Below are 23,683 nucleotides of genomic sequence, written 5' to 3'. Positions count from 1 at the left end.
GCCTAAAAACGGTCGAAATCTTTAAACTTAGGGGGCTGTCATGGCAGGCCATTCCAAATGGGCAAATATCCAGCACCGCAAAGGGCGGCAGGATGCGGCGCGGTCAAAATTATTTTCTAAATTGGCCAAGGAGATCACCGTTGCAGCCAAAATGGGCGATCCGGATCCCGATAAAAACCCGCGGCTGCGTTTGGCGGTGAAAGAGGCGAAATCGCAATCTGTTCCGAAAGATGTGATTGATCGGGCGATTAAAAAATCCCAGGGCGGCGATGCCGAGAGCTATGATGAAATCCGCTACGAGGGCTATGGGCCTGGCGGGGTCGCGGTGATCGTGGAAGCAATGACCGATAACCGCAATCGCACAGCCTCAACCGTCCGCAGCACATTTACCAAATGCGGTGGAAATTTGGGCGAAACAGGCTCGGTGTCTTTTATGTTCGATCGCAAAGGTCAGGTGCTTTATCCGTTGGAGGTGGGCGACGAGGACACAGTGATGATGGCCGCGCTGGAAGCTGGGGCGGAAGATGTGGAGTCCACCGAAGACGGCCATGCGATTTTCTGTGCTGATACAGACCTCAATGAGGTCTCTAACGCTTTGGAGGCGCAATTGGGCGAATCTGAGAGCGCCAAGCTGATCTGGAAGCCGCAAACGACCACCGAGTTGGATCTGGAGGGTATGGAAAAGCTGATGAAGCTGATTGATACCTTGGAAGACGACGATGACGTCCAGCGTGTCACAGCCAATTTTGAGGTCAGCGACGAGGTCATGGCCGCTTTGTAACCGGTTCGACATAAGGCACTAAACGGGGGCCTTGCGGCCCCTTTTTACTTGGAACACCTGGCGCATGGCTTGTGAGGTTAGATGCAATACAACGGTGTAAGTTATTTAATATAATTACTCATATCCGAAAATCTGGCGTCAACTTGGTAGAATATGCTTCAATTTGACTTTTCAAATGTATAAATTCCGCAGCCGTATTTTATGTTTCTATCGACCTCTGTCACCGAGGTGTCCAGGTGCAAATCACCTCTATCATCGACATAATCAAATCGTTGTAACGTCATGTGCTTCTGAATAGATGGGTGATCGAAGATGGAGCTGACATGAAACACCCTATGGGCGTTAAAATGGACCTCGTCTGCCTGTCCAATTGGGAAGCTAAGGTACAATCGGCAGCCGTCAGACACCATCCCCACAAGGTTCTTTATGCCCTTGATATGACCATTTACGTCGATTGAATCCGTGTAGCGCCCCAGGCCAAAATGCTCAATTGCATGCAGACAAGATAGAGAATCTGTTTGACCCAAATCCTGTGGGTTCATCAAATCGGCCTGGCGGAATTTGATGTTTTCATGTTCAGATTTCGGCAAGGGGCGCACGTCAACCACTTCGATCTCGCGAAATGAAGCCACATGCGCGACAAATCCATCAATGCGAGAGGCAATATCTATATGGCGTTTGGGATTGTGGTCGTGGATCAGTCTTGCAATCAGTAAATCTTGATGGAAATAATGGCCTTTAACGGTTCCGGCACTGTCGGAGTAATCTGACAGGACTCGAAACACGCGCGTTATTTTTCCGCCTTGATCCAACCACTGTTTCTTATCTTTGTAGAATTTCCACAGATATCGAAAGTGTTTTGGCTTCATAGTAACTGTCTAATCTGGATCGGCAATAATCATCTTAAGGCCAAATATCCGCCTTAGTCGAGTTGTAGGCTGTTGAGCGGCCTCCGTCAATGCGGCGGAACATGCGCGCGTCCCGCGCTGGGGGCTAAGAGGCCCCTTCGGGGCGCACAATGTGAAAGCTGCCGTCCATATAGGCCAAGGGGGGGGTGGCGGCATTGGTGATGGCTGTCACATTTCCAATACAGATGTCATGGCTGCCATGGGTGATGATTTGATCCACGGTACATTCGAAGGCTGTGGCGCCGCTGAGCACGGGCCCGCTGCGGGAGTGGCGGCAGTCGATGGCGCCAAAACGATCGGGCTCTTCGGCGTCAAATCGACCCGCAAAGCGGCCAGCCAGCGCGCTTGCCCCTTCAGGCAGAACATTAACGCAAAATACCCGATTGCGCCCCACCGCCAGACCGATCCGGCTGTCGGATCTCAAACAGACCAAAACGGAGGGCGGGTCGGCCGAGAGAGAGGAAAAAGCGCTGACGGTTGCGCCCGTGCATCCGTCAGCGCCCTGAGTGGTGACGACCGTGACAGATTGCGCCACATGGCGCATCGCCTCAATGAATAAGCTGCGGTCAACCATGGTTTTTCCTGTCCCTGTCACGAAAATTTCTCGAACCAGACATATCTTCTTTGCGGCACAATTCAATGGCGTGATCTGTCTTTTCTTTCGTAATCTGAATGGTGCCAGTGACAGGGGCGACTTTTGCGGTGGCTGATTCTGTTTGCACCTGACCCGTAAAGTTGCCTTGACAAGTTTCTTCAAAAAAAACGGATCATTCCGAGGTTTTTTTGCAAGGTAATGCAGCCCGAAGCGGGTGCCGCGAAAAAAATTGGGTCAAATTGCCGATATTTTCAAGTTTCCGGTTGCGTCACGCTAATGTTTGTTTGTTAATCACCGACACAATAATACCAATCCACCGAGATTGGAAAACACGGGGATCAAGGTTTGGCTGAGGCACAGACGAAAGCATTTGTTGAATTTCAACGCGTGCAAAAGAGTTACGACGGCGAAGTTTTAGTGGTCAAAGACCTGAATTTAGCTATTCCACGGGGTGAGTTCTTAACCATGTTGGGCCCATCGGGTTCCGGCAAAACCACCTGCCTGATGATGTTGGCCGGATTTGAGACCGCCACGCACGGAGAAATTTTGCTTGATGGAAAGCCCATCAACAATATCCCACCTCACAAACGTGGCATTGGTATGGTGTTCCAAAACTATGCCTTGTTCCCGCATATGACTGTCGGGGAGAACCTGTCGTTCCCCTTGGAGGTGCGCAAGTTCGGAAAATCTGAGCGTGAGGCTAAGGCGAAGCGCGCGCTGGATATGGTTGAGATGGGAGATTTTATAACGCGCCGTCCGGCCCAGCTGTCAGGTGGGCAGCAGCAGCGCATCGCATTGGCGCGGGCTTTGGTCTTTGAGCCGGAACTGGTGTTGATGGATGAGCCTTTGGGAGCCCTCGACAAACAACTGCGGGAAAAGATGCAGTTTGAGATCACAGATTTGGCCCATAAACTTGGGATCACAGTGGTCTATGTGACCCACGACCAAACTGAAGCCCTGACAATGTCGGATCGGGTTGCAGTGTTCAACGATGGGGTCATCCAGCAAATCGCCCCGCCCGACGAGCTTTATGAAAGCCCCGAAAATAGCTTTGTGGCGCAGTTTATCGGCGAGAATAACACCCTTGAAGGTGTGGTCAAAGAGATCAAAAACGGTGTGGCTTTGGTTGAGCTCGACAGTGGCGATTTGATCGATTGTAAACCGGTTAATGTAACCAAGCCGGGTGAGCGCACGCGTGTGTCCATTCGCCCGGAGCGAGTCGAATATAACAAGGATCGTTTGCAAAAAGGTGTGCACACGCTTCAAGCAGAGGTTCTTGAGTTCATCTATATGGGCGATATTTTCCGCACGCGGTTGCGCGTGGCGGGCAATGATGAGTTCATTATCAAAACGCGCAACGCGCCAGATCAAGTGCGTCTGAAACCAGGCACGCAAATTGAGATTGGCTGGATGCCCGAAGATTGCCGCGCTTTGGACGCTTAAGCAGCCTCCAAGTCGGACAACGACCCCCGGCGTAGATCGGGGCCAATAACTAAGTTTTAACTGGGAGACTATGATTATGAAAAAGACAACTCTACTTTTGACCGGAACCGCTCTGGCGCTTGGCGCCACCAGCGCGTTTGCCGGTAGCCACACAGGCAGTATCACAGCGGTATCTTGGGGTGGCGCTTACACCAAATCACAAATCGAAGCCTATCATAAGCCTTGGACTGCGGCGACCGGTAACACCGTTGTATCAGAAGACTATTCTGGCGGTATTGCAGAGGTGAAAGCACAGGTTGAAGCGGGCAATGTGACCTGGGACATCATCGATGTTGAAAAGTCCGATGCGGTGCGTGGCTGTGATGAAGGCCTGTTCATGGAAATTGACCCGGCCTCTTTGCCAGCGGGCGCGGACGGAACGCCTGCTGAGGAAGACTTTGTCGATGGCTCTTTCACCGATTGTGCTGTGGCAAACATCGTTTGGTCCACTATTTTCGCCTATGACAAATCTGCCATGCCAAACGGCCCGAAAACAATCGCAGATTTCTTCGACACATCTAAATTCCCAGGCAAACGTGGCCTGCGCAAATCTCCAAAAGCAACGCTTGAAATGGCATTGGCTGCGGATGGTGTGGCTCCTGAAGACGTCTATGAAGTTTTGGGCACAGATGCAGGCGTAGACCGTGCATTTGCAAAACTCGACACCATCAAGAATGATGTTGTTTGGTGGGAAGCGGGCGCACAGCCACCACAATTGCTGGCAGATGGCGAAGTTGCGATGACCACAGCCTATAACGGCCGTATTTTCAATGCTGTTGCCTCCGAAAACAAGCCGTTTGAGATTGTCTGGGACGCGCAGGTGTTTGACTTCGACATGTGGGCGATTGTGAAAGGTGCTCCAAATGCAGATCTTGCGATGGACTTCTTGAAGTTCTCCACTGAGACTGCGCAATTGGCAGCACAAGCGTCCTACATCTCCTATGGTCCTGCACGTAAATCATCGGCACCGCTGGTGAGCACATACCATAGCAATCCAGATCTGGATATGGGTCCGCAAATGCCAACGGCGCCTGCGAACTTTGCAACAGCTATTCCGAATGACTTTGAATTCTGGGCTGACAATGCAGATGAGCTCAACGAGCGTTTCAACGCTTGGTTGATCAACTAATTTGATTTTGGTGGGGCGCTCTTGGGCGCCCCATTCTCTTTTTATTTTGGGATCTTGAACCTATGACGGACTCCTCTGAACCGCTTCTTGCGGTAGATGGTACCCCCCTAAAGCGGAAATTGGCGCAATCGATGTTTCGAAGCCGAGCGCGGGCCTTTGGTCTGGCTCTTCCGCTTTTGGCGTTTATCATTGTGGTTTTTGTCTACCCTATTTTGGATTTCTTGCGCCAATCAGTCTATGATGCGCGGTTCGCGACGCTGATGCCTGCGACCTCCGAGGCCATGGCCGATTGGGATGGCAGCACGGCGCCGACCGAACAGATGGCCGCCGCCTTGGTGGCCGATTTGGTGGTGGCAAAAAAAGAAAAAACCATCGGGAAAGTGGCCACGCGGGTCAACCGCGAGCTGAGCGGCACCCGGAGCCTTTTTACCAAGACCGCCCGCAACGCCAAGAAAATGAAGCCGCCCTATATGGAGGCTTTGATCAAGAAAGACAAAGATTGGGCCGATATTGAAACCTGGCATGCGATGAAAACCGCCAGCCGGATCTTTACGCCCGCCTATATCGCGGCGGCTTTGGACCGCAAAATGCTGGCCGACGGGTCCATCATACAGCAAAGTGAAGAACGCCGCATTCACGTGCAGCTCTTTGCGCGGACAATGGAAATTTCCTTTTTGGTCACGATATTTTGCTTGATCCTCGGCTATCCCATTGCCTTTCTGATGGCCTCCCTGCCGCTGCGCACCTCGAACTTGCTGTTGATCTTAGTGCTTTTGCCATTTTGGACGTCGCTGCTGGTGCGCACCACCGCTTGGATCGCCATGCTTCAAGCTCAAGGGGTGATGAATGACCTCTTTGTGGTCTTTGGTCTGGCGACGGATGAGGATCGCTTCAGTTTGATCTACAACAAAACCGGCACATTGATTGCCATGACCCATATTTTGCTGCCCTTCATGATCTTGCCGTTGTTTTCTGTCATGAAAACCATTCCACCCAGCTATGTGCGGGCGGCCAAGTCGATGGGCGCAACGGATTGGACGGCCTTTTGGCGCGTCTATTTCCCGCAATCCGTGCCGGGCATTGGGGCAGGGGCTTTGTTGGTCTTCATTTTGGCCATTGGCTATTACATCACCCCGGCGCTGGTTGGCGGGCAAGATGGGCAGATGGTGTCAAACATCATCGATTTCCACATGCGAAAATCACTGAACTGGAACCTTGCGGCGGCCCTGGGGCTGGTGATGCTGGTGTTCGTGATGTTCCTCTTCTGGGTCTATGACCGCGTGGTGGGCATCGACAATATGAAACTGGGATAAGACCAATGACAGGTGACTATCGTTATATTCCACCCAAACCTCCTCTGGGGTTCACTGTGGGAATTTTGGCAGGCTTTGGCGGCTTGGCTGGTTTGATGACTGCCCAGGGCGATACAGGGCTCATGCTGCCCTTTTTGGCCATTGGCGCGGCGCTCTTTGCGGCCTTTTCTTTTGCGGTGACCCGGCTTGGGGATCGTGGACGCCTGGCCGCATGGCTGGGTGTGATCGCCTTCTTCGCTGTTGGGACTGGATTGGTTGGCTTTGCCTACGGCGTGTTGATGGCCATTGTGGGCTATATTGCCGGTGGCATGACCTGTTGGCTGGCTTCGGGCCGCTATCGATTGAACCTGCCGCCCTATGCCACGGCGCGGCAAGTGCTCTGGTTCTACAGTTTTCGCATGATTTGCGGCATGATCTTTGTCTTTTTGATTATGCCGATTTTCGTGCTGATCCCTTTGAGCTTTAACCAAGAGCCCTATTTCAGTTTCACCCCCGGAATGCTGCGCTTTGATCCACTGGCCTATTCGATGCGCTGGTATATCGACATATTGCAAAATGGCATGGTGGATCCGGAGGCGGTTGTCGGTTGGTGGAGTGATATGTGGTCGAATGCGCAATGGATTCGCTCCATTCGCAACTCCTTTTTCATTGGCTTCTGGGCCACGATGATCTCGACAGCTCTGGGCACTCTGGCCGCAGTTGGCCTGTCCTCCAGCGATATGCCCTGGCGCCGCCCAATCATGGCCTTGTTGATTTCACCGATGATTGTGCCCTTGGTGATCACCGCCTCGGGTCTGTTTTTCTTTTTCTCGAGTGTCGGCTTGGCGAAGACCTATCTTGGCATCATTCTGGCTCATGCGGCTTTGGGCACACCATTTGTGATCATCACGGTGACGGCCACCTTGTCGGGCTTTGATCAATCCCTGACCCGGGCCAGCGCGAATATGGGGGCGGGGCCGATCCGTACCTTCTTTAAGGTGCAAATGCCATTGATTCTGCCTGGGGTCATTTCCGGGGCGCTTTTTGCCTTTATCACGAGCTTTGACGAGGTCGTGGCGGTGTTGCAACTGGCGGATGTGCGCCAGCGTACGATCCCGCGGCAGATGTTCAGCGGCATTCGTGAGCAGATTTCGCCCACTATCTTGGCTGTCGCAACGATCTTGGTCATCATCTCGATCTTGCTTTTGACTACGGTGGAATTGCTGCGCCGCAGATCGGAGCGTCTGCGCGGTGTCAGCCCCTCCTAAGGCAAAATTTATCACCTGGCGTCGGTTTTCGTGAGGACAAGCGACGCAATTTTCCTTTTTTGCTATGAAACTCTGCTAGTCTTGCAGGGAAAAAGCAGGGGAGGGGCATATGGCTGAACTTGAAACATTGCAGATGCTGATTGATGGCCAGTGGTGCGCGGCCTCGGATGGGGCGGCCTTTGACTGCATTGATCCCTCCACCGGCCTGGCTTGGGCCCGCATCCCAGAGGCCACCTATGCGGATGTGAACCGGGCTGTGGAAGCCGCAGCGGCGGCCTTGGACGGTCCCTGGGGGGCTATGACCCCCACCCAGCGCGGCAAGCATTTGGCCCGTCTGGCAGATCTCTTGGCGGCCCATTCCGAAGAGATCGGGCGCATCGAGACCCGCGACACCGGTAAAATGTTCAAGGAAACCGCTTGGCAGGCCACCTATATCGCCGAATATTTGCATTTTTTTGCGGGTGCCGCCGATAAGATCAGCGGTGATACATTGCCGATTGATAAGCCTGAAATGTTTGTGTTTACGAACCGAGAGCCCTTGGGGGTCATCGCGGCGGTGATCCCTTGGAACAGCCAAATGTTCCTCACCGCGACCAAGCTGGGCCCGGCGCTGGCCGCAGGCAATACGATGGTGCTAAAGGCCTCCGAACATGCCAGTGCGCCCCTCTTGGCCTTTGGGAAGTTGGTGGCTGAGGCTGGTATCCCGCCCGGTGTGGTCAATATCATTACCGGGCATGGCGCGGTTTGCGGTCGGGAATTAACCCGTCATCCGAAAGTGGCGCGCGTCGCGTTCACGGGCGGGCCGGCGGCTGCGGCACAGGTGATCAAGAATTCTGCGGAAAATTTTGCAGAAGTGAGTTTGGAGTTGGGCGGCAAATCCCCGATTATTGTTTTCGACGATGCCAATATCGAGAGCGCTGTGAATGGTGCGATTGCTGGGATATTCGCGGCCAGCGGTCAATCCTGCGTGGCGGGCTCACGGCTCTATTTGCATGACGACATAGCGGATGACTTTTTGGCGCGTATGCTCAACATCGCCCGCGGCATTGTCATTGGCGATCCTCAGGCCGATGCGACGGAAATGGGCCCCCTATGCACGCTTGGGCAAATTGAACATATCGAGCGGCAAGTGGCCCTGGCCATTGAGGAGGGGGGCACGCTTCTTTGCGGCGGGCGCCGCCTTGCGGGGCCGGGTTTGTTCTTTGAACCCACCATCATCGAATGCCCGCGCCAAGATATGACCATTGTCGACACGGAGCTTTTTGGCCCGGTGCTGGCCGTCCAGCGGTTTCGCACGGAATCGGAGGTTTTGGCCCTGGCCAATGACACCAAGCATGGGCTGGCCGCGGGGCTGTTTACCCGCGATGGCGCCCGGCAACTGCGTTTGGCCAAAGCATTGAAATCCGGAATGGTTTGGGTCAATACCTACCGAATGATTTCGCCGATTGCTGAATTTGGAGGCGTGAAAACCTCCGGCCATGGGCGGGAGGCTGGGCTGCAAGCCATGTATGATTACACCCGGGCCAAAACCATCTGGGTCAACCTGTCGGATGATCCTATCGCCAACCCCTTTCAACCAAGGTGATCAGATGAAGTTTCACATTGCGATAAATTTAGAACGTATGGATGCGCAGACAGATATGCGCGCGGTGCGCGATCATGTCCTCGAAATGGTTCAAATGGCTGACCGAGCTGGCTTTGAAATTGCTTGGGCGGCGGAGCATCACGCGCTGGAAATGACTATTGCGCCCAATCCGTTTCAAATTATGACGTGGTGGGCGGATCACACCGAAAACATCCGCTTGGGATGCGGCGTGGCCAATGCGGCCTATTGGCATCCGATCAATCTGGCGGGTGAAGCGGCCATGGTTGATCTCCTATCCGACGGGCGGTTGGATTTGGGCCTGGGTTCGGGGGCCTATCAACGTGAGTTTGACCGTATGAAGCCCGGATTGGCCCAAAGTGACAGCTGGCGCTATATGCAAGAAATGCTGCCTTTGGTGCGCAAGCTTTGGCAGGGGGATGTGACACATGACGGAACATATTGGCAGTTCCCTGCGGCCACATCCTGCCCCAAGCCGCTGCAAGGCGAGGTGCCAATGTGGGTTGCGGCCCGCTCGCCCATCACCTTTGACTATGCGGTGGCCAATCACTGCAACATTATGTCTTGGCCGTTTTCCATGCCCTTTGCGGAGGCGGAAAAATATAAAGCGCAGCTCGATGAGGCCATTGAGACAGCGGGCAATGGCTGGGATGGCACATTCGCCATGATGCGCCACACGGCGGTTTACGAGACAAAAGAAGATCGCGCCGCAGCCATGGACGCCATTCGCAGCGTTTTGGGAAGATTTGGCAATCTGATGACCAAAACTGGAGCGGTGCACAATGGCTTTCCCGATGAGGTCTCTGCGGAGGACTTAGAGGGCAATGTCCGTGTAGATCCAGAAATGCTTGAGGAAAATCTGATGTTTGGATCGCCCGACCAGGTGATTGCAAAACTGCGCCGTTATGAGGCTTTGGGCGTTGATGCTTTTATTTATTATGCGTCAATGGGATTGGGGATGGCAGAGCAGAAACGCTCCCTCCAAAGTTTCATTGACCATGTTATGCCAGAATTTACCTGAAGGATGTCGCCATGAGTATTGAAATTCGCCGCACGTTGACGCTGGTGCAAACCACCTATGAGGAGGGGGGCAAGGCTGTGCCGGTGCCAACCAAATTGGTGAGCGCCATGGCGATTGTCAAAAACCCTTGGTTTGGTCGCGGGTGGGTTGAGAATCTCCGGCCAGAAATTCAAGAGCATGGGCCGGTGCTGGGTAAGCTCTTGACCGATCTGTTGCTTGAGATTTGTGGGGATAAGATTGAGGGCTGCGGCAAAGCCAGTATTGTCGGCATGGGCGGCGAGGTCGAGCACGCGCAAGCGATGACGCATACGCTGCATTTCGGCAATCAGTTTCGTGAGGCGGTCAATGCCAAGTCCTATCTCGCTTTTACCAATACGCGCGGCGGCGCGGGCACATCCTTGATGATCCCGTTGATGCATAAGGATGATGGCGGTATGCGAAGCCATTACCAAACCATTCACACCACCGTGCCGGATGCGCCTGCCGAGGATGAGATTTTGATTGCGCTTGGCGCCTCCATTGGTGGCCATCCTTTGCACCGGATTGGCAACCGCTATGATGATCTGCGCGATATGGGCCGCGATGTGGACAATCCCGCTGGTGTTTAGAGCAGCCGATGACACGGCCTATAGGCTCGACGGGCCCGAAGATGGGCCGCCATTGGTGCTGATCCATGGATTGGGGCTGAGCTCATCGCTGTGGCAGGCCCATTTGCCAGCGCTCTGCGGCCGGTATCGCGTTTTGAGTTATGACCTTTATGGCCATGGGCAGAGTGCTCCGGCAGAGCGCCCGCTCAACCTGTCGGTCTTCGCCGATCAAATTGCCCGACTGCTGGAGGAAACCGCATTGGGCCCTGCACATCTGGTTGGATTTTCCATTGGCGGGATGATCAATCGACGTGTCGCCATGGACCACCCGCATTTGGTGCGGTCATTGGTTATTTTGAATTCGCCCCATGACCGTGGTGCGCAGATGCAGCAAGAGGTGGAGACGCGGGCAGGCAAGGCGCTGGATCGGGGCGCTGAGGCGACGCTGCAGGCCGCATTGGAGCGGTGGTTCACGCCGGAATTTCTGGCCTCGAATGCAGAAATCCCGCAGCAGGTCGCGGCTTGGCGCCTGCAGGCGGATCGCACGAGCTATGGGCAGTCCGCCTGGGTTTTGGCCCATGGGGTCAGAGAGTTAATTCGCCCAGTTCCAGCCTTAAACGTGCCAAGTTTGGTGATGACTTGCGCGGAAGATGTGGGTTCAACGCCGCAGATGAGCCGGGACATCGCCGCTGAAATCGCAGGGGCAGAGTGCCAAATTATACCGAAGTTCAAGCATTTGGGGCTGCTCGAAGCGCCAGAGGCCTTTACCCAGCCCGTTTTTGACTTTCTGCAGCGGGTTTAAGTCTCGCCGCGGTCCTGTCACTCGGCGGCCTGGGCGGCAAAGAGCCGGCCAGGACCTTGCAACGCCTTTGGATCACCAGACAGCTGCGCGAGATGCCACGCGAGCACAAGGTTGCTGGACAGCACAGGCAGGCCCAGCTCAGCTTCCATGGGGGCAATCAAATCCATGGTGCGCAGGTTGGTGCAGCTGAGGAAAATGCCGTCAAGCCCGCCCTCTGCGAGCAGATGACGGGCCGCGCTTTGAACCGATGCGCCAGAAATGCGCACAACTTTTGTTTCTTCGGCCTCGCCGAAAGTGCCAAACACTGGGGTTTCAACGCCGTTCTGCTGCAACACCGTCCGCAGATTGGCGCTGACCTCCTCGAGGTAGGGGGACAAAAACGCAATACGTTTGAGCTTGAGATGCTGGCAAGCTGCCACCAATGCGGAGACGGGCTGGCTGACCGCCTGGGTTTTTGTGCCAGATTTCACCAGCCGCTCAATCTCCTGCACGCCAATTTGAGCCGTGCCGGACGTGCAGCCATAGCCCACGGCGTTCAAGCGCAGGGTCTGCGGAAAGAGCGCCGCTGAAGCCTCAATATGCCCCGCCATAGATTGCAGCGTTTCAGCTGTGACCTCTTGCCCGCTGGGCACGCGGCTAAAGAAAAGATCTGCGGTGCCGCGCATCTGCATCATATCGCGCTCGATGGTTTCATCTGATTGCAAAACCACAAGCCCAATTCGAGTTGGTTCAATTGAAACAATGTCATATGGCAGTAAGCTCATGTTAAACCCTAATCATTTCGGCGCCATAAGGTTGGCTCAGCCACTCGGCTCCATTCTCGCGAATGACGATATTTTCCTCATGAACCAAGGCGCGACCTTGCGCCAATTCGATGCCGGGCTCCAAGGTGAGGACCATGCCCTCTACCAGCGGCGTGTGATCGGTTGGGATCAGGCTTGGCCATTCGGTGAGGTTCATGCCCAGCCCATGGCCATAGCGGCCCGCCTCGGAGCCGCCGGCGCCGCCGGTGACAATCTTATCCATAACGTGAAACAGCTCCGCCGCGGTCGCACCAGGTCGTGCGGCTTCAAATGCGGCATATGTGGCTTCAATCAGACGGCTGTGTCCGGCGGCAACATCCGGCGATGGGCTGCCCACGGAAAAGTTGCGATCGAAATCGCAAAAATAGCCATCATGCACCAAGCCTGTGTCCAGCATCAAGACATCTCCCGCCTCGAGCGGGCGGTCGTCCGCTGGAGAGATGACATCGCCATAGCCGCCGGGCGCCGCAGCACCGGCAAGATAGGGCACCCAATCGGCGCCTTCATCCAGACAGAGGCGCTGAAAATCTCGAAACACCGGTGCCAAAGGCTGGCCGATGCGGGCAATCTCCGGCACGCGGTCAAAGGCGCGGGTGGCAATCTGGCACGCGGTTTTGATCTTCTCAATCTCAGCCTCAGATTTCACCAAGCGCAGGCTGCGCAGAATGTCAGCATCCGCGCCAATCGGCTGGGGCAGAGCGGCATTGAGCCGGGCAAAATCGCCCAGCGGCATGCGCAGATGTGACTGCAACCCGCTGGGTGTGCCAATACGAGGGCCTAAATCCCGCAGTGTCTCGGCCAAAAGGCTAATGCCATCATCTTCGAGATCTGGCGCACGCCATGTGCGAATATCTGTGATCCATGTGCGGGCCATGAGCGCGGCGCCAATTGAGGGGATGACAGCAATGGGATCGCCAGAGCGGGGCAGGACCAAGAACCAAGGCCGGCACGGGCTTTCCCAAAATCTTGTGAGATAGCCGGTGAAATAGCGAATATCTGGCTCTGTGGTCAGTAAAATAGCGTCGAGATCCGCCGCATTCATGCGGCTTTGTGCGCCTGTCAGGCGCGCTTTGAATTCTGTGGTTTCAAAACCTTGGGGCATTATTCTGGACCTTCTGAAAGTATGACAAGCACATGGGAGTTTGCGTCAAGCTTGAGCGCTGCACGATGGGCCGGTGAGGCCAAGAGCGCCGCCAGACCCGCGGCCCCGGAGGCTGTGCTCTCCATCTGATGGGCTGCGGCATAATCGGCGCCGGCTTGGCCTTCCTCTTCGCTGATGAGCGCAAAAACATCGGCATCCTTGGCCAGCCCCTTCAGGGCAATCAAAGAGGCCTCCAGGCAATCCAGCCGCCCCATGGCGCTTCCTGGACCTTTGGCAGCGACGAAATCACCGGCTTGAATGCAGCCGTGCAGCGCGGGGGCGTGCTGTGGTTCAACCACCACGATCACCGGTGCATCGCCCCAAAGTTTGCGGGCCATCGCGGCTGCAGCTCCGGCCAACCCGCCAACGCCAGCTTGCAAGAAGATATGGGTCGGCGCAGAAATTTGCCGCTCGGCTTCGGCCATAAAGACGGTATAGCCCTCCATCAAACGATGGCTCAAATCGCTATAGCCTGGCCAAGAGCTGTCCGACAGCAGGGTCCAGCCATTGGCTTCGGCCGCCGCTTGCGCCGCGCTCATGCTCTGCTCATAGGTTTCGCCGGCGCGCTCAACTGTTGCGCCTTGAGCGATCAAGCGTTCGGCAAAGGCTTCGGGCACGCTCTGGCTCAGAAAGATCACGGAGGCGGCGCCAAAGGCGTTTGCGCCAGCCGCCACGCTGAGCCCGTGATTTCCAGCGCTGGCGGTGACATAGGTTTTCGCGCTCTGTGCTTCGCCTTTGACGATGGCGCTATGGGCGATGACATAGGCCGCGCCAAGTGCTTTGAAACTGCCCAGGCCCATGCGGCCGCGCTCATCTTTCACGCTGAGCCGCGCGATCTTGAGATCTTGCGCCATGCTGGGCGCTTGTAGCATGTCCGTTTCGGCGGCGTCGGGACAACGGGCCAGAAGGGCTTGCACTGAGGCCGCATCGGTCGAGGGGGCGGGGATGTCGCGCAGGATGTCGACGGTCAAGCCCGTGGAGCGGTGGGGGTTTTGCAATATATCCATGGCGCAAATGGAGCCCATCGCGCCCGTAAGAGCAAGCCCATATGCGACCTGTCACAGCGCGGAATTGTCAATTTCACCGCGCGCCATTAACATGCGCCTACCGACATAGAGAGGCCGCATGAAACATCAACATCCCACGCACCCAGAACCCACAGATGCGCAGGCGCGGCGGGCGCGTCCGGTGGTTGTGTGCTATCCCACCGAGACCCTGCCGCAGCTCGATCTGGCGGCCTCAGCCGCGCGGCGCGAGGGCGCAGAATTGCTGCAACGCCTTTCTGTACCGCCCCGCTCGGCCGCCTGCATTGACGTGCCAGCCGGGCATTTCGCGCGGATTGTATCTGTGGAGGGGCCGCAGGTGGGGGATTTGAATATTTGGAACAGCCACAACATCGCCGAGCGATTCTACAGCGGCAAAACACGCGCTCTGCACGGCACCCATGTCGGCACGGGTGACAGCCTCTGGTCGAGCTTTCCCTTCATGCGGCCCTTGGCGCATATCACCTGTGACACGCTGGACTGGTATGGCTATGACGCCGATGGCGGCTCGGTGCATGATGTGATTGGCACCCGCTGTGATCCCTATACGGGCCGGCTGCTCAGCGGCTCAGATTATCACTATTGCTGCCATTCCAATCTGACGCGCGCTGTGGCCGAGCACTTTGATCTGCCGCCGGAAGAGGCGGAGCGGCATGTGCATGATGTGCTCAATGTCTTCATGCTCACGGGGTTTACCCGCGACACGCATCAATATTTCATGAAGGCCAGCCCCGTGCGCCCGGGCGATTTTCTTGAGCTGGAGGCGCAGATTGATATCACCCTCGGCCTCTCTGCCTGCCCGGGCGGCGACTGCGGCGCAGAACATTCCAGCGACACGGCGCAATGCCATCCGCTGGTGATTGAGATCTATGCGCCCAAAACGCTGACCGGCTTCACCCCCGCGCCGCCCAACCCCTATGGGCGATAAGCGCGCCGGGGGCGGATTGCCGCTCGCGCAACGCCGGAAGCGAGGGGGTTTTTGTTTTAGGGAGTTGTAATATATAGGCTTTACAGGGGCCGCGGATGGGGCGATACTCCCCTGAACTCATGACATTTTTAATTGATACCCAAACGCTTTGAATGGACAAACACCCGCAAAATTGGTTTTACTGGCTTAATCGCAATGCCCCTGCAACGGGGATCATCGTGACAGTCGTCATTGCATTAAGTAGCGCGGGATGGGCCCTCCATACATGGCAAAAATCGAACGCTTCGCTTGATATCAGCGGACAGGTGTCCATCGGTGGTGATGTGACCCAAGTGGGCGGTGATCTGATTATAACGGGTGACCCAGTGGATCAAAAAACCATAGGGCATTTGAACAACCTGCTGGATCGCTACCGCGCAGAGCTGGACCAGCGCGACATTGAGCTTGCAGATAAAGAGGCGTTGATTGCCCAGCTGAAGACCACGCTTGAACTCGCACAGAAAATCGCGGCGGGCGGTGACGATAAGCTGGCATCCCGCGCGCGGGCGCTTTTGGCAGATTTGGGGCAGGGCAGCCTTGGGGCGGCCCTTCTTCCCGATTTGCGGGCTTTGATTCAAGATTATGAGCAGGGACCGATCAAGGATTTGGTTCAGCTCCATATGGGGGAGGGCGCCTTAACCTTTTACGGGGATCCGCAGGCCTCCCTCGCCGCCTATCGCCGGGCCCATGCCCTCGACCCGGAAAATATAGCGGCAATCGAATCTATTGGCCAATTGGAGCTTATTTTCGGGAATCTGAAGGCCGCTGAAGATGCCCTTCGCCAGGTTTTGGACCTTGGCCGGACCCAGGAAGACCAACGCGCCATTGCTGTCGGTTATGCCAACCTCGGCGTAATTGCCATGGCGCGGGGTGACTGGGAGGTGGCGGTTGACTATTTCACTCAAGCCCTTGCCTTAGATGAGGAGTTGGGGCGCAAGGAGGGGATGGCAATGCAGAATGGCAACCTTGGTGTCGTAGCCGCCGCGCGGGATGACTTTGATGCCGCGGTTGATTATTTTAACCAAGCTCTTGCCCGATATGAGGAGTTGGGGCGCAAGGAGGGGATGGCTCAGATTTATGCAAATCTCGGCGCTGTCGCCTTCAAGCGGGGTGACCTGCTGGAGGCGCGGCAGTATTGGGTGCACGCGCGGGGGCTTTATGCCGAAATGGGAGTGCAGCCGAAGGTGGCGCAAATCGATGAATGGCTGGCCGATCTTGAACCGCCGGCGGGGCCATAGGGCCGGGGTGGCTGCGGCTTGCGTCAGCCGCGCCCGGGCGGCGCGTCAAAAGCGATGCGAAATCCCATATGGCTGGTGGTGCTCTCAGGGGAATTGCCCGTGCGCGCGGCGATCCGGTAGCGCGTGCAATAGGAGGCATGGCATAGAAAGCTGCCGCCCTTGATGACGCGATATCCCCGCATGGCCGCCGCATGGGCCTTGCCGGCTTTGGACAGGGATTTGAGGCGAAACAGATCGGCGGTCCAATCCCAGACATTGCCGGCCATGCCATAGAGCCCGTAGCCATTGGGGGCAAAAGAGCGCGCCGGGCTGGTGAAAGCATAGCCATCGGCGGCGGTGTTCAGACTGGGAAAATTGCCGTGCCAGATATTGCAGGGCAGATGCGCGCGATCATCGGGCGGCGCATCGCCCCAAGGATAGGTCACATCCCCCAAACCGCCACGGGCGGCATGCTCCCATTCCACTTCACTTGGAAGACGTCCCCCCGCCCAAGCGCAATAGGCCTGCGCATCCGTCCACGACAGATGAACCGCAGGGTGATCGGGCAGGCTTTCGGCGCCCAAAGGGCCTGCGGGATATCGCCAATCGGCGCCATCGACCCGCCGCCACCATTGCGCGCCAGCCGCGCCTTGCACCGTGGTTTGGGCCGCGGGAACTTGGAGGTGAAAGACAAAAGACCAGCCGAAAACCTCAGCCTCTGTGACATAGCCCGTCTGTTCTGCGAAATGGGAAAACTCCGCATTGCTCACCGGGGTTTGCCCCAGCAGGAAGGGTTTCAGTTTGACCCGGCGCTGCGGGGCCTCGCCGTCCAGCTTGATGACCGGCCGGTTGGTTCCCATCAAGCCCGCCCCGCCCGGTATGAGGCAGAGCGCGCCCCGATGCGCCCCGCTGCCCATGGATTGCGGGGCAGGCCGCGAGCTGGCGCCCTCCGGTCTGGATGGGGCGCAGCAGTTGGGAGAGGTCGGATCCGCCGTCATCGGTGGATTATATCTCTTTTTTGTCTTGCACGATATTCATGCTGGCCGTGCCGGAAAATCCAATCTCCACCGAAGCGAAGGGCCCGCCTTGGCACATTTGCCCGGGATCATGCGGATCTGCCGGATCGGCGGCAGCCAAGACCTCTTCTGCACATTGCTCGGCATTGTCTTTCGGGCGATATCCCAAGAAGGCCGCCTTGTGATTGTCGACCGTGACCCGGTCATTATTGGACACGCCATAGATCACGCAAAAGCCCGTGATCGGTGTGGTGATGGCCTGCTGAACCAAATGGATCAGATCGTCATAGGACAGCCAGGAGCCAAGCGCGCGCGGATTGTTGACCTGTGCGGCCGATAGGATGCGCAGATGCACACTCTCAATGCCCTTTTTGTCCCAATAGAGGCTGCCAAGATCCTCTGCGAAACATTTTGCCAAACCATAGTAGGTGTCTGGGCGGTGCGGCACTTCTGTGTCGATCCTTTGGGTTTTGGGATACATGCCCACCGCATGAATGGAGCTGGCATAGACCACGCGGCGCAGCCCCTTGCGCGCGGCTGCTTCCCACACATTATAGGCGCCAATGATATTGGAATGTAGGATTTTGTCCCAGGCGGCCTCATCGCCAATTGCCCCAAAATGGACCACCATATCCGCACCATCAAGCACCGCCTCCATGGCCTCCAGATCGCCTAGGTCTGCTTTGACATAGGTCTCACTGGGATAAAGCTTGCCGATGTCCTCGGTCCAATCGGTGGAGACCAGGCGGTCACACATCTGGCTGAGCGGTTCGCGCAGATAGGAGCCCAGCCGTCCCGCGGCACCGGTTAACACGAGTTTTTTCATCAAATTACTGCCTTTTCTAAAAAGGGTTTGCCCTCTTCGATACGTTTGTATGCGAAGGGCGAAAGGTCAATGCTGCGATAGGCGCCATAGGTGATAAATTCGGCCAATCCGCGCCCGATGGCCATAGATTGTTGCAAGCCGTGGCCCGAAAACCCATTGGCAAAGAGCAAGTTCTCGACCTGATGATGCGGGCCGATGATCGCGTTTTGATCGAAGGTGTTATAGGCGTAATGTCCCGCCCAGCTGTTGATCAGCTTGATCGTTTCGAATTGCGGCACACGGGCGGCGATGATGGGCCAGACCTTCTCTTGCCAGATGCTATGGTCTTGGGTGAAATCGTCATAGGCTACGGGCGCATCATCATCGGGCGGACAGCCGGCAAGATAATAGCGCCCCTCCGAACGCATATGCACGCCAGAGGGGTCGATGGTGAGGGGAAGGTCGCGCGCCAGCGGCTGCTCGGCATCAAAGACGAAGCTGTAGCGTTTGCGCGGCTCAACTGGCAAGTCTAGCCCGGCCATACGCGCAGTTTGCGCGGCGCGCGGGCCTGTGCAATTGACCACGAGCCCGCAGCTGAGCCTCTCGCCCGAGGCCAGGGTCACGCTGTGGATGCGGTCTGCGTGCCGGTCCATCGCCACAACCTCATTTTGCACATATTCAGCGCCTTTTTCTTGGGCCACGCGCTTGCACCAATCAAAAATCGTGCCGCCGTCAAAATAGCCTTCGTTGACGGTGTTATGATTGCCTGCGGTAATGTCGCCCACATGATAAAACGGATATTCGGCCTGAATTTCAGAGGCTGTCATATGCCGCGTGCCAGCGCCCATTTGTGCCTGCAGCGCTTGACTGTGCCGCAGGCTTTCGGCCCCGGCGGCGGTATTGGCCAAATACATATAGCCAAAAGATTGGATATGGATTTTCGGAACACGCGGGTCGTGATCAAAATAGCTTTGAAAATTGTTGATAAACTCCGCGCCAAATTGGCTGACTTGGATATTGGTTGGGTTTGAAAACTGTTGACGGATGCAAGAATTGGTGTGGCTTGTGGACGCGCATTCAAAACTGAGATCCCGCTCCACCACAAGAATCGAGCCGTCAAACCCCGGATCGCGGCTGAGCCACCAGGCGATGGAGCTGCCATACATAGCTCCGCCAATAAGGATTATATCATAGCTATGCGCTTTTGGGGTTTGCTGCGCCAGTGCCATTTAGAACGCCTCACCGTTTTTGGCCCGCTCCAGAACATCGGCGATCTGTTGAGGCGCCAGACCGTAAAGCTCTTCGGCCGCCTGCGCGGTGATATAGCCGCCAGCCAGATCTTTGAGGGTTTCTGCGGTGCTGCGTTCGCAGACAGGTCCGTAGCCTGCGCCACCTGGGAAAGCCATCATGACCTTTTTGCCATGGGGCACAAATTGCTTGCCTTTCCCGCGCATGGGCGCGCCATCGTCAAGCGCGATCGTGGTGGCGCCGCCTTTGGATCCGCCTTGGCGACCATTTGCTGGGTGATTGACGCGATCGAACATGGCTTGGATGTCAAATTCGTAACCCTCTTGGGCTCCAACCTCCATATATTGACCCAATCCACCGCGATGTCGGCCGGCGCCGCCGCTGTCGGCACGCAGCTCTTTGCGCCAGATCAATACCGGGCCGACCTGCTCGGTGGCTTCGACGGGCATGGTCATCACTCCGCTGGGAAAAGCGGTGGCGTTCATTCCATCCAAACCGGGTCGAGCGCCAGATCCGCCGGAGTTGAAGGTCAAAACCTCTGCGCGCCGGGCATGAGGCGGGGCGGGCGCATCGCTGCGGGGGCGCAGCGAGACTTGGAAATTGCACAGGCACCCCGCGCCCTCCGCAGGCACCCGCCCGGGCAAAAATTGATCCAAAGCCGCATAGACCGCGTCGGGCACCATATGGCCAATGATATGGCGCAGCGCCACAGGGGCGGGATGCAGGGCATTCACGATGGTGTTGTCCGGCGCCGTGATTTCAAAGGGCGCCAGACTGGCCGCGTTATTGGGAATCTCTGGGGCTATGGCGCATTTGAGCGCGTAGCAGGCATAGGCTTTGGTGTAGACCAATGGGCAGTTGATGCCCTTCTTATCCAGGCCAGAAGTGCCGGCAAAATCGCATAAAATACGGTCTTTTTCGATGGTGAGCTGCACTTTGAGATCAACCGGCTGCGCATAGCCGTCGGTGCGCATTTCCCCTCGGGCCATGCCAGGCGTCAGCGCGTTGATCCGCTCAAGTGTCGCGCGGCGGGAGTTGGACAGAATAAACTCAGAAATCCCAGACAGATCCGCAAGCTCAAATTCCTTCATCATATCAATCAAGCGGCGGTGGCCAATTTCGTTGCAGCTGGCCAGCGCATAGATGTCTCCCACCAGCTGATCAGGCTCGCGCACATTGCCGCGGATGATCCGCATCAAGGTCTGATCCACCACGCCGCGATCGGCCAATTTCATAATGGGTATGTAGAGACCTTCCTCATAAACACTATTGGCATCCGCTCCAAACCCTCGGCCCCCGATATCAACGATATGCGCGGTGCAGGCAAAGAAGCCCACAAAGGTTTCGTTGTAGTAACTGGGGGTTACAATGGTAATGTCATGTAAGTGGCCGGTGCCCTCCCAGGGGTCATTGGTGATGTAAATATCGCCGGGGGCGAAATTTTCGCGGCCAATCCGGCGTATGAAATGGGCCACCGCGTCGGCCATGGCATTGACATGGCCTGGGGTGCCGGTGACCGCTTGGGCCAGCATGTGCCCTTGCGCATCATAGACCCCGGCAGAAAGATCCCCGGCCTCGCGCACTGAGGTTGAGAAGGCCGTTCGCACCAGCGCTTGCGCCTGCTCTTCCACCACAGAGATCAGGCGGTTCCACATGACTTGATACTGCACCTCAGAGGTGGTGCGGGGGGGCGTGGATGCGATCATTGCACAGCTCCTTTGTCTACTGGCCGCGCGGTCAGTTCAATACAGCCATCACTCATCGCCCGCGCGCGGCGGGATTTGGGCACGATGATGGTGGTTTCCTCTTCTTCAATCACCGCAGGCCCGTCCAGCTCCGCGCCTATGGCCATATCCGCCCGGCGCCATTGGGCCGCCTGTGTCATTTGCGCCGATGCCGCATCAAATAGGCTGCGGTAATGGGTGGCCGTCAAGTGCTGGCCAGCTGGCTGGGGCGCCAGGGCTGTGGCCGGGGCGGCGGCGGTTGTGGCATTGACCGACCAAACTGTGATCTCAATGTCCATACCGGCGACGCTGCGGCCAAAAAGGGTTTTGTATTCGCGCTCAAACAGCGCTTCAAACTTTGCTGCATCGGGAGATTGGGCCAGGGCGGCATCAAAGGCTACGGGAATTTCCCATCCCTGTCCCGAATAGCGCATATAGACTTTGTATTGCGCGTCGATCTCGGCCTTCGCGTCACAGCTGCGCACAAAGGCAGTGGCTTCCTGAGTCAATTCCGCCAGCAAGCCGGTCGCCAGGTCCGATCTGAAATCAGCCAAACGCATGAAGTGGCTGCGGGTGGCTTCAAAGCTGAATGGCGCGCGCAGAAAGCCAATTGCAGACCCGACCCCTGCGCCACTGGGCACGAGGAGGCGGGTAATGCCCAATTTCTCGCACAATCTCCCCGCGTGCAAAGGCGCTGCGCCGCCAAAGGCAATCATCGTGTAATCGCTGAGATCTTCACCGTTTTCCACCGCATGCACCCGCGCGGCATTGGCCATATTTTCATCCACAACCTCGGAGAGGCCGAAAGCGGCAGTTTGGCTGTCCATACCGAGCGTATCGCCCAAATGCGCGGCAAGCGCGGCTGCGCTCGCTGCCGGCTTCAGCGTGATGCGCCCGCCTGCAAACTTGTCCGGATCCAGCCGTCCCAGGACCAAATCAGCATCGGTCACCGATGGGCGGGTGCCACCTCGGCCATAACAGGCCGGACCCGGCTCGGAACCGGCGCTTTCTGGCCCAACCCTGATTTGCCGCAGGCTGTCGACATGGGCCAAAGAGCCACCACCGGCGCCGATCTCAACCATATCAATTACGGGAATTGAAATGGGCATGCCCGAGCCTTTTTTGAACCGATAGCTGCGCGCAACCTCGAAGACACGGGCGGTTTTTGGAGTTTGATCTTTGATGAGGCAAATCTTCGCCGTGGTGCCGCCCATATCGAAAGAGAGCACCTTATCAATCTGGTGACGCGCGGCGATATGGGCGGCAAAAACCGCCCCGCCGGCCGGGCCGGATTCGACCAGGCGAACGGGAAATTCAGCGGCATTTTCCAGGCTGATAATGCCGCCGCCGGAGTGCATCAAAAAGATTGGACATCGTGCGCCCTCACTGTTCAAACGCCCTTTAAGACGGCCCAAATAAGTTTTCATCAAGGGTTTGATATAGGCATTGGCGATGGTGGTATTGAAACGCTCATATTCGCGCATCTGCGGGCTGACCTCGCAAGACAGCGACAGCATGGCGTCGGGCATTTTCTCAGATACAACCTCAGCCACAAGGCGCTCATGGGCGTCATTAACGTAGGAATGCAGAAACCCCACAGCGATGCTCTCAAAGCCCGCCTGCTTAATCTCCCCGACCAGGGCTTCGATCTCAGCGCGGTTGATCGGCCTAAGCACTTGGCCGTCGGCCTGCATTCGCTCTGTGATTGTGTAGCGAAAATTGCGGGGCAGGAGCGGCGGGGGCAGGGTGAGGTTGAGGTCATATTGTTCAAAGCGGCTTTCGGTGCGCATCTCAATGACATCGCGGAAGCCCTCGGTCGTGATCAAAGCCGTCTTAGCACCGCGGCGTTCGATCAAAGCATTTGTTGCAAGAGTGGTGCCGTGGATGATTTGGGTGATCTCTCCGGGGTTGACTTGGGCTTGCGCGCAGACGCGGGCCATGCCCTCGACAATGGCTTCTTCTGGGGCGCGATAGGTGGTTAAGACTTTGGTGGAAAAGAGGGCGCCGCCGCGCTCCAAAACGACATCCGTAAAGGTGCCGCCAATATCCACGCCTAGGCGCACAGCTTGCTTTTGCATTCGATCCTCCAACTTGCACTCAGGATAACAGAATGCGGCGGCAGGGGAAGGTATTTGGCGCCATTATTGTGACAACAACGCTGATCGATCCAACGGCTCTTGGACCTGCTTGGGAGGTGTGATTCTGTGCGATTTTCCCGCATCTCAGTGCGCAGATTAATTTTCTGGTAAAA

Annotated in this window: 22 protein-coding genes; 11 read left to right on the top strand and 11 right to left on the bottom strand. The window is 56.6% G+C overall.

Going from position 1 to position 23,683, the window contains the following annotated elements:
* Positions 1-40 precede the first annotated feature (40 nt).
* Positions 41-781, top strand: coding sequence for a YebC/PmpR family DNA-binding transcriptional regulator (locus tag RCA23_RS09700; protein ID WP_044050144.1), 741 nt, complete (start codon positions 41-43; stop codon positions 779-781).
* Between the two features lie 158 nt (positions 782-939).
* Here the strand turns inward: RCA23_RS09700 and RCA23_RS09695 are convergent, their stop codons facing one another.
* From RCA23_RS09695 to RCA23_RS16545, 3 genes are all read right to left on the bottom strand, one after another.
* Entirely contained in the window at positions 940-1,650 is a 711-nt protein-coding gene (locus RCA23_RS09695) for a DUF268 domain-containing protein (RefSeq protein ID WP_052377123.1), read from the bottom strand.
* A 124-nt stretch (positions 1,651-1,774) separates the two neighbouring features.
* Positions 1,775-2,263: a flavin reductase family protein gene (locus RCA23_RS09690; protein WP_044050143.1), complete on the bottom strand. Its 489-nt coding sequence runs from the start codon at positions 2,261-2,263 to the stop codon at positions 1,775-1,777.
* Complete coding sequence (locus tag RCA23_RS16545) at positions 2,256-2,411, bottom strand: hypothetical protein (protein ID WP_169701387.1); 156 nt, start codon at positions 2,409-2,411, stop codon at positions 2,256-2,258. Before RCA23_RS16545 ends, RCA23_RS09690 begins: the two co-directional genes overlap by 8 nt.
* 218 nt (positions 2,412-2,629) lie before the next feature.
* Between RCA23_RS16545 and RCA23_RS09685 the strand changes: the two genes are divergently transcribed.
* The 8 genes from RCA23_RS09685 (at position 2,630) to RCA23_RS09650 (ending at position 11,468) form a co-directional block, all read left to right on the top strand.
* Entirely contained in the window at positions 2,630-3,727 is a 1,098-nt protein-coding gene (locus RCA23_RS09685; protein WP_044050142.1) for an ABC transporter ATP-binding protein, read from the top strand.
* Between the two features lie 76 nt (positions 3,728-3,803).
* Positions 3,804-4,895 carry an extracellular solute-binding protein gene (locus RCA23_RS09680; RefSeq protein WP_044051461.1) on the top strand — a complete coding sequence of 364 codons (1,092 nt, stop codon included), beginning with the start codon at positions 3,804-3,806 and terminating at the stop codon, positions 4,893-4,895.
* Between the two features lie 62 nt (positions 4,896-4,957).
* On the top strand, positions 4,958-6,208 hold the full coding sequence (locus tag RCA23_RS09675) for an ABC transporter permease (protein WP_044050141.1): 1,251 nt from the start codon (positions 4,958-4,960) through the stop codon (positions 6,206-6,208).
* Between the two features lie 5 nt (positions 6,209-6,213).
* The gene (locus RCA23_RS09670; RefSeq protein WP_044050140.1) at positions 6,214-7,455 is read left to right on the top strand and encodes an ABC transporter permease subunit; all 1,242 of its coding nucleotides are present in this window, start codon (positions 6,214-6,216) and stop codon (positions 7,453-7,455) included.
* Between the two features lie 109 nt (positions 7,456-7,564).
* The gene (locus RCA23_RS09665; protein WP_044050139.1) at positions 7,565-9,040 is read left to right on the top strand and encodes an aldehyde dehydrogenase; all 1,476 of its coding nucleotides are present in this window, start codon (positions 7,565-7,567) and stop codon (positions 9,038-9,040) included.
* A 4-nt stretch (positions 9,041-9,044) separates the two neighbouring features.
* On the top strand, positions 9,045-10,079 hold the full coding sequence (locus tag RCA23_RS09660; RefSeq protein WP_044051460.1) for an LLM class flavin-dependent oxidoreductase: 1,035 nt from the start codon (positions 9,045-9,047) through the stop codon (positions 10,077-10,079).
* A gap of 11 nt (positions 10,080-10,090) precedes the next feature.
* Positions 10,091-10,687 (top strand): amino acid synthesis family protein, encoded by a 597-nt coding sequence (locus tag RCA23_RS09655; RefSeq protein ID WP_044050138.1) that lies wholly within the window; start codon positions 10,091-10,093, stop codon positions 10,685-10,687.
* Positions 10,623-11,468, top strand: coding sequence for an alpha/beta fold hydrolase (locus tag RCA23_RS09650; RefSeq protein ID WP_236631341.1), 846 nt, complete (start codon positions 10,623-10,625; stop codon positions 11,466-11,468). Before RCA23_RS09655 ends, RCA23_RS09650 begins: the two co-directional genes overlap by 65 nt.
* A 17-nt stretch (positions 11,469-11,485) precedes the next feature.
* On the opposite strand, the gene RCA23_RS09645 is transcribed toward RCA23_RS09650, so the two are convergent.
* Genes RCA23_RS09645 through RCA23_RS09635 form a run of 3 tightly spaced genes read right to left on the bottom strand, consistent with a single transcriptional unit; the run spans position 11,486 to position 14,419 of the window.
* Positions 11,486-12,232, bottom strand: coding sequence for a maleate cis-trans isomerase family protein (locus tag RCA23_RS09645; RefSeq protein WP_044050136.1), 747 nt, complete (start codon positions 12,230-12,232; stop codon positions 11,486-11,488).
* Position 12,233: 1 nt separating this feature from the next.
* The gene (locus RCA23_RS09640; protein ID WP_044050135.1) at positions 12,234-13,373 is read right to left on the bottom strand and encodes a M24 family metallopeptidase; all 1,140 of its coding nucleotides are present in this window, start codon (positions 13,371-13,373) and stop codon (positions 12,234-12,236) included.
* Entirely contained in the window at positions 13,373-14,419 is a 1,047-nt protein-coding gene (locus RCA23_RS09635) for a pyridoxal-phosphate dependent enzyme (RefSeq protein ID WP_044051459.1), read from the bottom strand. The genes RCA23_RS09640 and RCA23_RS09635 overlap by 1 nt, the downstream gene beginning before the upstream one ends.
* A gap of 118 nt (positions 14,420-14,537) precedes the next feature.
* Here RCA23_RS09635 and RCA23_RS09630 point away from each other — a divergent pair, with 118 nt between their 5' ends.
* Entirely contained in the window at positions 14,538-15,383 is an 846-nt protein-coding gene (locus RCA23_RS09630; RefSeq protein WP_044050134.1) for an urea carboxylase-associated family protein, read from the top strand.
* Positions 15,384-15,535: 152 nt separating this feature from the next.
* On the top strand, positions 15,536-16,660 hold the full coding sequence (locus tag RCA23_RS09625; RefSeq protein ID WP_044050133.1) for a tetratricopeptide repeat protein: 1,125 nt from the start codon (positions 15,536-15,538) through the stop codon (positions 16,658-16,660).
* Positions 16,661-16,683: 23 nt separating this feature from the next.
* Here RCA23_RS09625 and RCA23_RS09620 read toward each other — a convergent pair whose 3' ends face one another.
* From RCA23_RS09620 to RCA23_RS09600, 5 genes are read right to left on the bottom strand one after another with little or no spacing between them, the layout of a single operon-like run.
* Positions 16,684-17,637, bottom strand: coding sequence for an SUMF1/EgtB/PvdO family nonheme iron enzyme (locus RCA23_RS09620; protein ID WP_044050132.1), 954 nt, complete (start codon positions 17,635-17,637; stop codon positions 16,684-16,686).
* A 7-nt stretch (positions 17,638-17,644) separates the two neighbouring features.
* Entirely contained in the window at positions 17,645-18,481 is an 837-nt protein-coding gene (locus RCA23_RS09615) for an NAD-dependent epimerase/dehydratase family protein (RefSeq protein WP_044050131.1), read from the bottom strand.
* The gene (locus RCA23_RS09610) at positions 18,481-19,689 is read right to left on the bottom strand and encodes an NAD(P)/FAD-dependent oxidoreductase (RefSeq protein ID WP_044050130.1); all 1,209 of its coding nucleotides are present in this window, start codon (positions 19,687-19,689) and stop codon (positions 18,481-18,483) included. Before RCA23_RS09610 ends, RCA23_RS09615 begins: the two co-directional genes overlap by 1 nt.
* Positions 19,690-21,414 carry a hydantoinase B/oxoprolinase family protein gene (locus tag RCA23_RS09605; protein ID WP_044050129.1) on the bottom strand — a complete coding sequence of 575 codons (1,725 nt, stop codon included), beginning with the start codon at positions 21,412-21,414 and terminating at the stop codon, positions 19,690-19,692.
* Complete coding sequence (locus RCA23_RS09600) at positions 21,411-23,510, bottom strand: hydantoinase/oxoprolinase family protein (protein WP_044050128.1); 2,100 nt, start codon at positions 23,508-23,510, stop codon at positions 21,411-21,413. The genes RCA23_RS09605 and RCA23_RS09600 overlap by 4 nt, the downstream gene beginning before the upstream one ends.
* Positions 23,511-23,683 lie beyond the last annotated feature (173 nt).

This window comes from Planktomarina temperata RCA23, assembly GCF_000738435.1.
Classification (GTDB): Bacteria; Pseudomonadota; Alphaproteobacteria; order Rhodobacterales; family Rhodobacteraceae; genus Planktomarina; species Planktomarina temperata.
Note: the sequence above shows the minus strand (reverse complement) of the source record. Positions and strands in the feature narration are given on the sequence as shown.

Excerpts from the sequence above, each read along its gene's own strand:
- RCA23_RS09690 (WP_044050143.1), bottom strand. The coding sequence starts at position 2,263 with ATGGTTGACCGCAGCTTATTCATTGAGGCGATGCGCCATGTGGCGCAA.
- RCA23_RS09620 (WP_044050132.1), bottom strand. The coding sequence starts at position 17,637 with ATGACGGCGGATCCGACCTCTCCCAACTGCTGCGCCCCATCCAGACCG.
- RCA23_RS09665 (WP_044050139.1), top strand. The coding sequence starts at position 7,565 with ATGGCTGAACTTGAAACATTGCAGATGCTGATTGATGGCCAGTGGTGC.
- RCA23_RS09700 (WP_044050144.1), top strand. The coding sequence starts at position 41 with ATGGCAGGCCATTCCAAATGGGCAAATATCCAGCACCGCAAAGGGCGG.
- RCA23_RS09640 (WP_044050135.1), bottom strand. The coding sequence starts at position 13,373 with ATGCCCCAAGGTTTTGAAACCACAGAATTCAAAGCGCGCCTGACAGGC.
- RCA23_RS09695 (WP_052377123.1), bottom strand. The coding sequence starts at position 1,650 with ATGAAGCCAAAACACTTTCGATATCTGTGGAAATTCTACAAAGATAAG.
- RCA23_RS09625 (WP_044050133.1), top strand. The coding sequence starts at position 15,536 with ATGGACAAACACCCGCAAAATTGGTTTTACTGGCTTAATCGCAATGCC.
- RCA23_RS09605 (WP_044050129.1), bottom strand. The coding sequence starts at position 21,414 with ATGATCGCATCCACGCCCCCCCGCACCACCTCTGAGGTGCAGTATCAA.
- RCA23_RS09630 (WP_044050134.1), top strand. The coding sequence starts at position 14,538 with ATGAAACATCAACATCCCACGCACCCAGAACCCACAGATGCGCAGGCG.
- RCA23_RS09680 (WP_044051461.1), top strand. The coding sequence starts at position 3,804 with ATGAAAAAGACAACTCTACTTTTGACCGGAACCGCTCTGGCGCTTGGC.
- RCA23_RS09655 (WP_044050138.1), top strand. The coding sequence starts at position 10,091 with ATGAGTATTGAAATTCGCCGCACGTTGACGCTGGTGCAAACCACCTAT.
- RCA23_RS09670 (WP_044050140.1), top strand. The coding sequence starts at position 6,214 with ATGACAGGTGACTATCGTTATATTCCACCCAAACCTCCTCTGGGGTTC.
- RCA23_RS09610 (WP_044050130.1), bottom strand. The coding sequence starts at position 19,689 with ATGGCACTGGCGCAGCAAACCCCAAAAGCGCATAGCTATGATATAATC.
- RCA23_RS09675 (WP_044050141.1), top strand. The coding sequence starts at position 4,958 with ATGACGGACTCCTCTGAACCGCTTCTTGCGGTAGATGGTACCCCCCTA.
- RCA23_RS09615 (WP_044050131.1), bottom strand. The coding sequence starts at position 18,481 with ATGAAAAAACTCGTGTTAACCGGTGCCGCGGGACGGCTGGGCTCCTAT.
- RCA23_RS09645 (WP_044050136.1), bottom strand. The coding sequence starts at position 12,232 with ATGAGCTTACTGCCATATGACATTGTTTCAATTGAACCAACTCGAATT.
- RCA23_RS09600 (WP_044050128.1), bottom strand. The coding sequence starts at position 23,510 with ATGCAAAAGCAAGCTGTGCGCCTAGGCGTGGATATTGGCGGCACCTTT.
- RCA23_RS09635 (WP_044051459.1), bottom strand. The coding sequence starts at position 14,419 with ATGGATATATTGCAAAACCCCCACCGCTCCACGGGCTTGACCGTCGAC.
- RCA23_RS09660 (WP_044051460.1), top strand. The coding sequence starts at position 9,045 with ATGAAGTTTCACATTGCGATAAATTTAGAACGTATGGATGCGCAGACA.